This window comes from Pseudomonas brassicacearum (genome assembly GCF_003732265.1).
GTDB classification, from domain to species: Bacteria; Pseudomonadota; Gammaproteobacteria; order Pseudomonadales; family Pseudomonadaceae; genus Aquipseudomonas; species Aquipseudomonas brassicacearum_D.
On the sequence record NZ_MOBK01000006.1, the window covers coordinates 1,205,212 to 1,217,723 of the forward strand.

The following is a 12,512-nucleotide window of genomic DNA, read 5'->3' on the forward strand; positions in this document are numbered from 1 at the left end:
TTTCCTTGTTAATGATTTTTCAGTCAGAGCCTGGTGTCAGCCGCATGATGCTCACAGGCTTGGCCTGTGGATGATCACGCGCCGGCGGTGCTGATTAAAGTCAAAAACTCATATTGCCCATGGTCAGGTAGTCAAGCGCAAAACAATGATCAAAGCAGGATCAGAGCGGGGTCGTCATTGATAATGTGTTGTGGCGGAGAAGGTAGGGAGTTGTCGTTTGCCCCTTCGTCTTCATGAGATTCATTCTCGGAGTAAATCTGCAGGTGCGACATCTTTAGTTTTTCATTCGGGCTCAATTCTATCGAGTAGAAATCGATTTCCATGCTGCCGTTGGAGTATTCATCGTGTGCCACTGAATGAAAGGGCAATGCCGCTAGAGACAGGACTGCCAGCATCTTGGTCATCATCGGTATGACGGCTCGCAAAAATGTATGTTTCGGGATAAGCCCGGAGCCGCTCTTGTGCTGAATAACAGCAAATACGGCTCCAAAAACCATAGAGAAGGGACTTTGAAGAGAAGGCGCGCTTGATACAAATCAGTAATTATTATTTTTATTAATGACCCGGTTTCAGCAGGCTCAGTGATTCATGCAGCGCAGGCGGCCAAGATCGTGCACGTAAAAACACACAGTGTTTTTGTCATTGGTCGGGATCAATTCGTAGTTCAGAACGGCGCCTTCCTGCAAAACATACTGGCGTCTGAAAAAAAGATCAGGCGTTTTTTCAATGGCAAACAGTTCGGAATCCTGGCTAAGTTTAACGTTGCTTATTTTTATCTGAACGTGATGTTTACTTTCGCGAATGATGTCCGCCGTAATCGTAGCGTTACGAATTTTTCCGTTCAGGCTTTCCAGAGTGGTTTGCGTCAGTCGACCGTGGCCGATGGTCAAATACTCTTCAGTGTTGAGCTGATTCAGGTCTTCCAGCCATTGACGGGTAATGGTTTGATAACTGGTATTTTCCATGTAATAGGATGGCGAATAAAACAGGGAGAAAATACAAACGGCGTTGATGATTGCGAGCACTGTCCAGTGCGCAATCGGCGGTATTGACTTCATAGGGTTGTCTCCAGGCATTGTCGAATCATCAATGCGAGGTCTTTTTGATCGCTATTTAATTGCAAATTTACAGTGCTTTCATCCGGGCGAACGCATGAAACGGAATAGTTTGATTTAAACAGGTTCAGCCAGACCTGACCTTTCAAGTTCAGCGAAGCCTGTTGCACCTGTTTAGCCGAAAGATCCCTCAGTGATTCAGCTTCAGCGACGCTATTACCTACTGCATGGATCGTCAGGTCGTTCTGTTTGAGGCTGGAAACTTCTACTTTCCGTGTGTCGAAATCAGAGTGGAAACCAGCAAATGCACAGACGCCCAAGGTCAGGACATAAGCGACTGACAGAGCCTTGGTCATGTAAGTCGATTTTGTGGTTTTGCCAGAAGGTAGCGGGGCAGGCTCATCTTCGGCTGGCGCAACAGGCTCTTCAATAACGGGCGCAGAAGGTTGTGCGGCTTCCTCTGTAGGCACCGGCAAGTCTGACTGTGCATCGACGACATACTGACGGTTGAAACAATAGCCTCGTCGAGGAACCGTCATCAGAATCTCATGATCCCGACTGTCATTAAGCAGGTTTCTAAGGGAAAAGACCGCCTGATTCAAACTGCCGGAGGCAACCACGCGGTCATTCCAGGTGTAGTCGATGATCTCATCACGGCTCTTGGTCTGGCCGGGCTCCATCAGCAGCAGGTCCAGCAGACGGGATTCAGCCCGGCCAATCGTGGAATTTTGAACATCGCCATAGGGCGTCGTGATGGAAAGCAAGGCGGTATCGGGGTCGAAAAGGGCCATGGCACCATTTTTCAACTTGAAGGCGTAGCGCATGGGGGTCCTCCGTTCGGCGGTTCTGGCTGAGTATACAGACGGTTTGGATAGGCTGGATTTGACGCGATCCATACGGGTCAGGGAGCTGAACGGCTACAAGCAGACAAGCGCGGAAGGTGCGGAGGGAGCCATTAGAGAAGGCTGGAGTAGCGCATAAAAAGCATCACTGGAATCAAGCAAGGGTAACCCACGGAGTTTCTATCGAGGGCAGTGATGATGCTCGATACGGGTCTTCGGCGCTATCCGAAAACTGCGAGGCGGGTTTTTCAGGCAGGCCAGCGCTCCCTCAAGGAGCGCCTGGATCAAGGCAAAATGTTGTAGCCACGCTGTTGCAGGCAACTGCTGTACACGGAGTTGTTGGCGGTGATGCTTTGGTCGGTGGCGGCAGCGTCCTGACGGCGCTCCTGGCGTTGTCTTGATCCCCCTATCACCACACCGGCCGCGGCGGCGCTGCGTGCATTGTTCTGGCGATAGTCTTGCTTGATATCGTCGTCGACCTGGTCGTAGAGGTTGTCATGTTGCCGGCCTCGAACCTCCGCGGCAGTGGCGCCGACGACCGCCGCTTTGGTCGCGCCTTTTACCCGACCACCGGATGGCGTTGTGTTCTGTATCGGGAATTGGGCATTGGCCTGTGATTGGCAGGCGCTGGTGTCTTGCTGGATCGTCTGGGAAGTTTGGCTTTTAAGTGGCACCACCGTCACTGCCAATGCCTGCGAACTGGCAAGCAATGCCAGGGCCGATAAGGTTAACGTCAGTATTTTCATCAAGCCGGACTCTCGTAAAACGTCGTTTCGTGGCCTGACGGTTTGTTCAGGCCAGAGGCTGAAACCCCACGCACGTCTACTCGCAATGGGGCATCTCGCAGGGTTACTGCTTGGTCAGCAGTGCGTGCATGTCGTTCGTCACGTCTTTAAGTGCGACCTTGAAGTCATTGGCAGCGATAGGCTGGCTGGCGTTGTTCAACGTCGCGCCGAACACCTTGCGTACCACCTTGGCGACTGCCAAACCGGTGTTGGCATCTATCAGGTCGGCTTCAATAAACATCTCCGCGGTCTGATCGCGATGGCCGGTAGCGGCTTGAGTGGCGCCGATAATCCCGCCGATTGGGACGGCCTCATACCAATGCATGCCCTCGTTGTTGGCGCTGACATGGGTAATTGCCGCCTGCAAGATCAAGGTCCGCGAAGCGGCCGGTGCCTGTTTTGCATTCGAGACAATGCTGTAGGAGGGGGCAAGAGCAGTCTTGATGCTGTTGCTGGCCATCGTCTGTACGTCTTGCAGGGTTTTCAGGTTGACGCGTTCGGTCGGTTTCGGCGCAGGGTACAGCTCTACTTCCTTGAACACGACCGTGGAATAGGCGCGAGGATCAAACCCGGGCGCCACCCAGCGCAGCACTTTCTGTTCGCTCGGCGTCGTTTGCTCTTCCAGCCCCTGATAATTGGCCAGGAAGCCCGAATACTGCTCTTGCTGCGCCACTTTCGAGACGCAGCCGACCTGAAACACGCAGCTCAAGGCGATACCCGCAATCCATTTATTCGACATGCTCATGTGTTCTGTTCTCAAGTGATGAAAGTTGTCATTCAGGTTCCGGCAAAGCGGGGCGGATGCTGCCCGCAGAGGCTGGATAATCCGAATCAATAACCCTCAAAAACTATTAAACGTGGCTGTCAGCGCATCTGCGGCCTCAACCCGAATCTTTCCCCCAAGGGGTGTGTCATGAAATGAAAAGCCATTGTCGTCTGATGAGAAGCGGCTACCCAGGCGGCGTCCTACAGTCCAATCAGCGCAATTCGACGCAGCAAGCCAACAATGCAGATTGGAGAATAAGAAATCATGGCCAAAGCCGTCCGCTTCTACGAAACCGGTGGTCCCGAAGTCCTTCGCTATGAAGACGTGGAAGTCGGCGATCCCGGTCCAGGCCAGGTTCGTCTTCGTCATGTGGCGGTCGGCTTGAACTATGCCGACACCTACTTCCGCAATGGCACCTACCCGATCCCTATGCCCAACGGCATGGGGGTTGAGGCTTCCGGTGTGGTTCAGGCCGTCGGGGAAGGCGTGACCAATGTGCAAGTGGGGGATCGCGTCACCTACACCGGCTTTCTCAATACCCTGGGTGCCTACAGCACCGAGCGTCTGATCGCGGCCGCCCCGCTGATCAAGTTGCCGGAAACCATCAGCTTCGAAACCGCCGCCGCCATGACCATGCGCGGCCTGACCTCGTCGTACCTGATGCGCCGCATCTACGACTTCAAGGCGGGCGACACTATTTTGCTGCACGCCGCTGCCGGTGGTGTCGGCCTGATCGTTTCGCAGTGGGCCAAGTTGCTCGGCGTGAACGTCATCGGCACCGTGTCCACCGAGGCCAAGGGTGAAATTGCCCTGGCCCACGGTTGCAGCGAGGTCATCAATTACAGCCATGAAGACGTCGCAAAACGCGTTCGTGAAATCACCGACGGCGTGGGTGTCAACGTGGTGTTCGACAGCGTCGGCAAAAACACCTTCGAGGGCTCGCTGGATTCGCTCAAGCGTCGTGGCCTGATGGTGTGTGTCGGTACTGCATCCGGTCCGATTCCGCCGTTCAATCCAGCGCTGCTGGCGATGAAAGGCTCGCTGTACATGACGCGCCCGGCCCTGGCCGACTACATCGCCGATCCGGCGGAAAAAGCCGAGCTGGCCGGCGAGTTGTTCGACCACGTCGGCAGCGGTCGCATCAAGATCGAAATCAACCAGCACTATGCCTTGCAAGACGCTGTCCAGGCCCACCGCGACCTGGAGTCACGCAAGACTACCGGCTCGTCGATTTTCGTCATTTAAGGAGCTACCAGCCATGAAAGTCGAACAATTGACCTGCAGCATTGGCGCCGAACTGATCGGCGTCAACCTCGCCGACGCGGTGCATGACGACGGTTTGTTTGCCGAGATTCGTGCCCAGTTGCTCAAGCATCGGGTGGTGTTCCTGCGCGATCAGGACATCAGCCGCGCCGACCACGTGGCCTTCGCCCGTCGTTTCGGCGAGCTGGAGGACCATCCGGTGGCCGGCAGCGATCCGGATCATCCGGGGCTGGTGCGCATCTACAAGAACCCGGACCAGCCAATGGACCGCTACGAAAACGCCTGGCACACCGACGCCACCTGGCGCGAAGTCCCGCCGATGGGTGCCGTGCTGCGTTGCGTAGAGTGCCCGCCCGTGGGCGGCGACACCATGTGGACCAACATGGTCCAGGCCTATGCGAACCTGCCGGAAGACGTAAAGGTCAAGATCGCCGACCTGCGTGCCCGTCACAGCATCGAAGCGAGCTTCGGTGCTGCAATGCCAATTGAAAAACGCCTGGCGCTCAAGGCGATGTACCCGGACGCCGAACATCCGGTGGTGCGCACCCATCCGGAAACCGGCGAAAAGGTGCTGTTCGTCAACGCGTTCACCACCCACTTCAGCAACTACCACACCGCTGAGCGGGTGCGTTTCGGCCAGGACGCCAACCCCGGCGCCGGCGAGTTGCTGCGCTACCTGATCAGCCAGGCGTACATCCCTGAGTATCAGGTTCGCTGGCGCTGGAAGCCGAACAGCATCGCCATCTGGGACAACCGCAGCACCCAGCATTACGCGGTCATGGATTACCCGCCGTGCCATCGCAAGATGGAACGCGCCGGGATTATTGGCGACAAGACGTTCTGATCGCCCCTCTGAATTCGAACTCGTAGACGCGCCTGCCAGGCATGACCGGCAGGCGGACAATCATAAAAACTGGAGTGACTCATGCAATTCTTCGACGATTCCCTGCACCCGGAAACCATGGAAAAAGTGGTCATCACCGTGGCCCCGTACGGCCCTGAGTGGATGCCGGAAGATTTCCCGGAAGACATCCCGCTGACCATGGACGAGCAAGTCCAGAAGGCTGTCGAGTGCTATGAAGCCGGCGCGACTGTGCTGCACTTGCACGTACGCGAGCTGGACGGCAAGGGTTCCAAGCGCCTGTCCAAGTTCAACGAATTGATTGCCGGCGTACGTGAAGCGGTGCCGGATATGATTATCCAGGTCGGCGGTTCGATTTCCTTCGCACCGGAAAGCGATGGCGAAGCCGCGCTGTGGTTGTCCGACGATACCCGCCACATGCTGGCCGAGCTGACGCCAAAACCGGATCAGGTCACGGTGGCGATCAACACCACCCAGATGAACATCATGGAATTGCTGTATCCGGAATACCTTGAAGGCACTTCCCTGGCCAACCCTGCCTTTCAGGCGGCCTACAGCGAAATGACCGTCCCGGCCGGCCCGTCCTGGGTGATCGAGCACCTCAAGCGTCTGATGGACAATGACATCCAGCCGCACTTCCAGCTGACCGGCATGCACGCTTTGGAAACGCTGCAGCGCATGGTGCGCAAGGGTCTCTACAAAGGTCCATTGAACCTGACCTGGATCGGCATCGGCGGCGGTTTCGACGGCCCGAACCCGTTCAACTTCTTCAACTTCATCCACCGCGTACCGGACGGCTGCACCCTGACCTCCGAGTCGCTGCTCAAGAACGTGCTGCCGTTCAACACCATGGCGATGGCCATGGGTCTGCACCCGCGCGTGGGCAACGAAGACACTATTATTGATCACAAGGGCGACCGTTTTGGTTCGGTTGCCCAGATCAAGCAAACCGTGCGTATCGCTCATGAACTGGGTCGCGAAATCGCTACCGGTAAAGAAGCCCGCGAGATTTATCGCATCGGTGTGAAGTACGACACCATCGAAGAAACACTGTTGGCCAACGGAATGGCCCCCAACCGCAAGGCTGGGCAAAAAGGTGTGCCGCAACGCGGCTGACCGACAGCGGGAGCGAGGGGGGTAGACCCCTCGCTCGCTGCAGTGAAACACGCTCGATAACAACAATAAAATAATGTTTCGAGGAGGCTGCATGGCCTTTCACCCAATCGCCGCCGACGATGACGACACCAGTGGTGTCGGCGTTGCGCGCAAATATGCCTGGATCGTCTTCGCACTGACGTTCGGCCTGTTGATTTCCGATTACATGTCCCGCCAGGTGCTGAACGCGGTATTCCCGATGCTCAAGGGCGAGTGGGCGCTGACGGACGGCCAGCTGGGTTTGCTCAGCGGCGTGGTGGCCTTGATGGTCGGCCTGCTGACGTTTCCGTTGTCGCTGATGGCTGACCGCTTCGGTCGGGTCAAAAGCCTGGCGCTGATGGCGCTGCTGTGGAGTCTGGCCACGCTGGGTTGTGCGCTGGCGCAGGACTACCAACAAATGTTTATCGCCCGCTTCATGGTGGGTGTCGGTGAGGCTGCGTATGGCAGCGTCGGTATTGCCGTGGTGATTTCGGTGTTCCCGAAACACATGCGGGCCACCCTGGCCAGTGCCTTTATGGCAGGCGGGATGTTCGGTTCGGTGTTGGGCATGGCCCTGGGCGGCGCGATCGCGGCCAAGCTGGGCTGGCGCTGGTCGTTTGCCGGCATGGCCCTGTTTGGTCTGCTGCTGGCGGTGCTGTACCCGATCATCGTCAAGGAAGCGCGCATTGCCCCGCAACGCGCCGCCGAGGCTGGCAAAAAAGTCGCCGCGGTGGTCAAGCGTCCACTGCGCACGTTGTGCTCCAGCCCTTCGGTGATCGCGGCTTACATCGGCAGTGGCTTGCAACTGTTCGTGGGCGGCACCGTGATTGTGTGGATGCCCAGCTACCTCAACCGCTATTACGACATGGCACCGGACAAGGCGGGCGGGGTCGCGGCGATCATCGTCCTGTGCAGCGGCGCCGGGATGATCCTGTGCGGCATGCTCAGTGATCGCATGTGTCGTCAGTCGGCCGAACGCAAGGTCGCTTTGGCCATCGCGTATTGCCTGGGCAGTTGCCTGCTGCTGTCGGCGGCGTTCGCCTTGCCGCCGGGACCTGCGCAATTGCTGTTGATTTGCCTGGGCATGTTGATTGCCGCCGGCACAACCGGCCCGGCCGGGGCGATGGTTGCCAACCTGACCCACTATTCGGTGCACGGTACGGCGTTTGCCACGCTGACGCTGGCCAACAACTTGCTCGGCCTGGCGCCGGGGCCGTTCATCACCGGCAAGGTGTCGGACATGATCGGCTTGCAGGCGGCCTTCCAGCTGGTACCGCTGGTGAGTATCGCGGCAGCGGCGGTGTTCTTTTTTGCCAAGTGCCATTACCACAAGGATATCGCCCGGTTGGCGGGTGAACGTGTCAACGATTCTGTAAGTGAAGCTGCGGTAGAGGTGAAGGTGTGAGTGTTCGTTTACGTATCGATGTGTTTTTCGATTTCATCTGCCCTTGGTGCTTGATCGGTAAACGCCAACTGGAACGCGCACAAGCGTTGCTGCACGCGCAGCAACCGGATGTGCTGGTCACCACGGTATGGCACGGGGTGCAGTTGTTGCCTCACCTGCCGGTACAGGGGGAACCGTTCGCCGAGTTCTATCTCAACCGTCTGGGCAGTGCCGAAGCGGTCGCCATGCGTCAGGCCCAGGTGCAGCAGGCGGCGAAAGCGGTCGGGGTAGACGTCGACTTGAGTCGCATCACCACCATGCCCAACACCGCGGACGCCCATCGTTTGTTGGCGCATGCCAACTCGCGGGGTAGCACGGCTCAGCGCGACCAGTTGCTTGAGCGTCTGTTCGCCGCGTACTTCCAGAACGGCGAGGACATCGGTCGCCGCGAGACGTTGATCACCATCGCTCAATCGTGCGGTTACGACGCTGACGCGGTGAGGGACTACCTGAAAGACGAATCCAGTCCCTTTGTCGGTAACGAGGTCGGGGCCTCCAGCGGTGTGCCGAGCTTTCTGTTCGACCGCCAATTAACGCTGGTCGGCGCGCAGCCTGCCGAGGTGATGCTGGGCGTCATGTACGAAGCCCTGGAACGCCAGCGCATGCAGACTCCGTCATGACCCGTCGTGTCCCGGTGCCTGCCGCAAAACTCCCGCAGGCGGGTGGTCGTGCGCTGTTCGAATTCGAGAACAAAAGCCTGGCGTTGTTCAACGTCGACGGCGACGTGTTTGCCATCGATGACAGTTGCCCGCACCAAGGCGCGTCGCTGTGCGGCGGGCGTCTGGACGGCAAGGTGATTCAATGTTGCGCCCATGGCCTGCGCTTCGATCTGCGCAGTGGTTATCTGCTCAATTCCACCCAGCTCAAAGTCAACAACTACCCGGTCGAGCTCGTCGACGGCCAGGCTTTTATCGTTATCGCTTCTGAGGAGTCCGCGCCATGAGCGCCATTGCTCTCACCCGTATCCATAGCCGAACACGCGAACTGGCCCCGGGGTTTATTGTCAGCCTGATCGTGGCGGCAGCCGCTACGTTTTTGTCCGAGCACTACGGTGCGCCAGTGATGCTGTTTGCCTTGCTGCTGGGCATGGCGCTGAATTTCCTGGCCGGGGAGGGCGTGTGCAAGCCCGGTATCGAATTTACCGCGCGCACCGTGTTGCGCATCGGCGTGGCCTTGCTGGGGATGCGCATTACCCTTGAGCAGATTGCCGGTCTGGGCTGGAAGCCAGTCGCGCTGGTGGTGACGCTGGTGGTGGTGACCATTGGCGTTTCGGTGATTGCGGCCAAGATGCTCGGTTTCCAGCGTTTGTTCGGCATGCTCACCGGTGGCGCGACGGCGATCTGTGGCGCTTCGGCGGCGCTGGCGCTGGCGGCCGCCTTGCCCAATCATCCGCAGAAAGAACGCGCCACACTGTTTACCGTCATTGGCGTGTCAGCCCTTTCGACGATGGCGATGATTGTTTATCCAATGATTGCCAACTGGTTTTCATTGTCACCGCAAATGGCGGGTATTTTCCTCGGCGCCACCATCCACGATGTCGCCCAGGTGGTCGGTGCCGGTTACAGCATGTCGACCGAAACGGGTGACACGGCCACGGTGGTCAAGCTGATGCGAGTCGCCATGCTCCTGCCGGTGATCGTCTGTGCGGCCATGGTCACGCGCATGCAAGGCGCCGAAACGGGCGGCAAACGACCGCCGTTGCTGCCGTGGTTCGCTGTCGGTTTTCTGCTGCTGGCGTGCATCAACAGCACGGGATGGATAGCGCCCGTCGTGCAAGGCACGGTCAATGATTTGTCGCGTTGGTGCCTGGTGGTGTCCATCAGTGCCCTGGGCATGAAGACTCAGCTCAAGGAGCTGGCCTCCGTCGGCATCAAGCCCATCCTCCTGATGGTGGGGGAGACGGTGTTCCTCGTCGTCCTGGTGCTGCTGTTGCTGCGCTGGGGGTTCTGAGCCCGATCAACATCCGTTTTTATGGCAGGGCCGCACTGGGTTTGACTCCTCAGCGCTGTGCGGCTCTCGGTCGGTGTCACAAACATCGGCTTTTCGCGGCGACTGTATAAGCAGTCGCCGCTTTTTTCGTGGGTTCGAAAACACTTCATCACCCACTGCCTGAACACACCGTGGCCAAGACTCGTTGTGGTGAGGAGGTTTTGTTGTGAGTAGGCTTTTGTGGCGAGGGGGCTTGCCCCCGTTCGGTTGCGAAGCAGCCGTCGTTTTTTTGGGGCTACTGCGCAGCCCAACGGGGGCAAGCCCCCTCGCCACAAAAGCCCCTTTGCCACAGGACAGCGGTTACACGTAGTCGTAGGCAATGGCGCGAGGAGATGAAACCTGGATGGGGCCTCAGGATTCGCTGTGACCCGGGGCAGGTTTTGCAGTGCCTTGCTTTTGTGCACGCCACGCGGCCGGCGGCATGCCGAACTGGGTGATGAACCAGCGCGTGAACGAGCTCGCCATCGAATACCCGAGCATGTCGGCGATGCGCCCCAGCGAGTAATTCGGGTTCTCCAGGTAACGCAGCACCAGGTCCCGGCGCACATCGTTGATCAGGTCGTTGAAGGCGCAGCCGTCATCCTTGAGGCGACGTTGCAGCGTCCGTACGTTCATGCCCTGGGTCTGGGCGATCTGCTCGATGGTGGCGCGCCCCATTGGCAGCAGCAGGTAAATGGCCTTGCGCACCTCGAACAACAACGACTCGCCTTCATGGCTCAGCAGCGAGTCGAGGTAACCCTGGGCGTAACGGGCCATGGCCGGGTCGGCGTGGGGGTTGGTCACGTCCAGGCTGGCATTGGGGCAGACAATGCCGTTGAACTCGCTGCCGAACTCCACCGTGCAGCCAAACAGGCGACGATGCAGTTGCAGGTTGTCTGGAGGCTGGTGTGTGAAGTTGACGCTGTAGGGGTGCCAGTGCGCGCCGAGCAACGCCGCGCACAAACGGAACATGACACCGATGGCCAGTTCGTTGGCTTGCCGGGAGGGCATCGGCGTGTCGGTCACGACCTCTTCGCGAATGATCACCATCTTGCCGGCTTCTTCAATGAAGATGGCCAGCGAATCATTCATCAGGTGACGGTAATGCACCACCACCTGCAAGGCTTCGCGCAGGGTGCGCTGGTGCGTGAGCAGCAGGCTGACTACGCCGAAATCCGAGAGCTGGCGTGACTCGGCCATGCTCAGGCCGAAGCTCTGGCAGCCACTGGCGACGGCCGAATCTTCCAGCACGCGCACGGCGGAATCGATGGGGATCCGGTGTTCCGGCGCCAGCAACTGCGCCCTGCTCAAGCCGTTGGCAGCCAATACATCACGCGGGTTGAAACCCAGGTAATTGGTGACCTCCAGGTAGTTGGTCAAGACGGCGGCGCGAACAAGCTTGGTCATGCGTGGGTCTTCCCTGGGCCGGTTAGGGTGAAAATGAGCGTGGCGACTATATCCAGCACGTCGTGAAATGGAAAGTTGTTGCTTGAGTGTAGTCAGGCGCCCGGTTCTCCCTCTAAACGTAGCCGTCTGATCGCGATAAATCCGTCCACGTATTGATTACAGTGGCCTTGGGCAAACGTGCCGTGGTTTTCGACCAGCGGGCACCTCACGTCGACACCCCCGAATTTGTCATGAAAAGAAAAGCGACTGACGTCTAATGTAAAGCATCCGGGGTGGGCGCTCTTTAATGTCAGCACTACAAAAACGTCTGACCAATGAGTCAGTCGAGTCATCGAGAAAGCGTAGGTGCTGACGTGGACAAACTGCAAACTGCTGCAACCGTTTTAATCGTACCGGGCTTGCGTGAGCACGTGGCCGAGCATTGGCAGACTTTGCTTGAAGCCAGGCTCGCCAAGGTACGCAGCGTCCCACCGCTTGAAACCGACAAACTCGACTGCGCGGCACGGGTCCGTGCGATCCAGCACGAGCTGGAGCAAATCGACGGGCCGGTGATTCTGGTCGCCCACAGTGCCGGCGTGTTGATGGTCGCCCACTGGGCCGCGTTGCACAGCCGTCCGATCAAGGGCGCTCTGCTGGCCGCGCCACCGGACCTCGATGCCACCTGGCCCGCAGGCTACCCTTCTTCCGAATCGCTGCGGTCCCATGGCTGGAATCCGCTACCCGAAGGTCCGCTGCCGTTCCCAAGCCTGGTGATTGGCAGCACCAATGATCACCTTGCCAGTCTCGAAGCCGTCAATCGCATGGCTCGAGGCTGGGGTGCAGAACTGCGCAATCTCGGTGCAGTAGGTCATCTGAACCCGGCTGCAGGATTTGGCCACTGGCCAGAAGCCGAAGCTTTCATCCTCGAACTGGATCGCTAATTCAGGCGCCGATTGGCCGCAAGCCAACCGGCATTTGCCCTCACTCCTGAGCAACGCAAATCCCTG

14 protein-coding genes are annotated in these 12,512 nt (G+C 58.3%); 8 read left to right on the forward strand and 6 right to left on the reverse strand.

The annotated features are described in order from the left end of the window. Positions 1 to 149: 149 nt before the first annotated feature. The 5 genes from BK660_RS18615 to BK660_RS18635 all read right to left on the reverse strand — a co-directional run bounded on the left by BK660_RS18615 (position 150) and on the right by BK660_RS18635 (position 3,427). The gene (locus BK660_RS18615) at positions 150 to 497 is read right to left on the reverse strand and encodes a hypothetical protein (protein ID WP_259698512.1); all 348 of its coding nucleotides are present in this window, start codon (positions 495 to 497) and stop codon (positions 150 to 152) included. A gap of 81 nt (positions 498 to 578) precedes the next feature. Next, positions 579 to 1,058 carry a hypothetical protein gene (locus BK660_RS18620; protein WP_123434474.1) on the reverse strand — a complete coding sequence of 160 codons (480 nt, stop codon included), beginning with the start codon at positions 1,056 to 1,058 and terminating at the stop codon, positions 579 to 581. Further along, positions 1,055 to 1,879: a transcriptional regulator gene (locus tag BK660_RS18625; RefSeq protein WP_123434475.1), complete on the reverse strand. Its 825-nt coding sequence runs from the start codon at positions 1,877 to 1,879 to the stop codon at positions 1,055 to 1,057. The genes BK660_RS18620 and BK660_RS18625 overlap by 4 nt, the downstream gene beginning before the upstream one ends. Before the next feature lie 302 nt (positions 1,880 to 2,181). Further along, positions 2,182 to 2,643: a hypothetical protein gene (locus tag BK660_RS33095; protein ID WP_123434476.1), complete on the reverse strand. Its 462-nt coding sequence runs from the start codon at positions 2,641 to 2,643 to the stop codon at positions 2,182 to 2,184. Positions 2,644 to 2,746: 103 nt separating this feature from the next. After that, entirely contained in the window at positions 2,747 to 3,427 is a 681-nt protein-coding gene (locus BK660_RS18635) for a DUF3313 domain-containing protein (protein ID WP_123434477.1), read from the reverse strand. A gap of 285 nt (positions 3,428 to 3,712) precedes the next feature. On the opposite strand from BK660_RS18635, the gene BK660_RS18640 reads away from it, so the two are divergent. The 7 genes from BK660_RS18640 to BK660_RS18670 all read left to right on the forward strand — a co-directional run bounded on the left by BK660_RS18640 (position 3,713) and on the right by BK660_RS18670 (position 10,101). After that, positions 3,713 to 4,693 carry a quinone oxidoreductase family protein gene (locus BK660_RS18640; protein ID WP_123434478.1) on the forward strand — a complete coding sequence of 327 codons (981 nt, stop codon included), beginning with the start codon at positions 3,713 to 3,715 and terminating at the stop codon, positions 4,691 to 4,693. Between the two features lie 13 nt (positions 4,694 to 4,706). Beyond that, complete coding sequence (locus tag BK660_RS18645; RefSeq protein WP_123434479.1) at positions 4,707 to 5,555, forward strand: TauD/TfdA dioxygenase family protein; 849 nt, start codon at positions 4,707 to 4,709, stop codon at positions 5,553 to 5,555. A gap of 81 nt (positions 5,556 to 5,636) precedes the next feature. After that, positions 5,637 to 6,689, forward strand: coding sequence for a beta-keto acid cleavage family enzyme (locus BK660_RS18650; RefSeq protein WP_123434480.1), 1,053 nt, complete (start codon positions 5,637 to 5,639; stop codon positions 6,687 to 6,689). 91 nt (positions 6,690 to 6,780) lie between these two features. Further along, the gene (locus BK660_RS18655) at positions 6,781 to 8,112 is read left to right on the forward strand and encodes an MFS transporter (RefSeq protein ID WP_123434481.1); all 1,332 of its coding nucleotides are present in this window, start codon (positions 6,781 to 6,783) and stop codon (positions 8,110 to 8,112) included. Then, a complete protein-coding gene (locus tag BK660_RS18660) occupies positions 8,109 to 8,771 on the forward strand; it encodes a DsbA family oxidoreductase (RefSeq protein WP_123434482.1) in 663 nt (220 codons plus the stop codon). The genes BK660_RS18655 and BK660_RS18660 overlap by 4 nt, the downstream gene beginning before the upstream one ends. Then, positions 8,768 to 9,094, forward strand: coding sequence for a Rieske (2Fe-2S) protein (locus tag BK660_RS18665; protein ID WP_123434483.1), 327 nt, complete (start codon positions 8,768 to 8,770; stop codon positions 9,092 to 9,094). Before BK660_RS18660 ends, BK660_RS18665 begins: the two co-directional genes overlap by 4 nt. Beyond that, entirely contained in the window at positions 9,091 to 10,101 is a 1,011-nt protein-coding gene (locus tag BK660_RS18670; protein WP_123434484.1) for a YeiH family protein, read from the forward strand. The genes BK660_RS18665 and BK660_RS18670 overlap by 4 nt, the downstream gene beginning before the upstream one ends. Positions 10,102 to 10,491: 390 nt before the next feature. Here the strand turns inward: BK660_RS18670 and BK660_RS18680 are convergent, their stop codons facing one another. After that, complete coding sequence (locus BK660_RS18680) at positions 10,492 to 11,526, reverse strand: AraC family transcriptional regulator (RefSeq protein WP_123434486.1); 1,035 nt, start codon at positions 11,524 to 11,526, stop codon at positions 10,492 to 10,494. 353 nt (positions 11,527 to 11,879) lie between these two features. On the opposite strand from BK660_RS18680, the gene BK660_RS18685 reads away from it, so the two are divergent. Further along, the gene (locus tag BK660_RS18685) at positions 11,880 to 12,446 is read left to right on the forward strand and encodes an RBBP9/YdeN family alpha/beta hydrolase (protein WP_123434487.1); all 567 of its coding nucleotides are present in this window, start codon (positions 11,880 to 11,882) and stop codon (positions 12,444 to 12,446) included. The last annotated feature ends 66 nt before the right edge of the window (positions 12,447 to 12,512 follow it).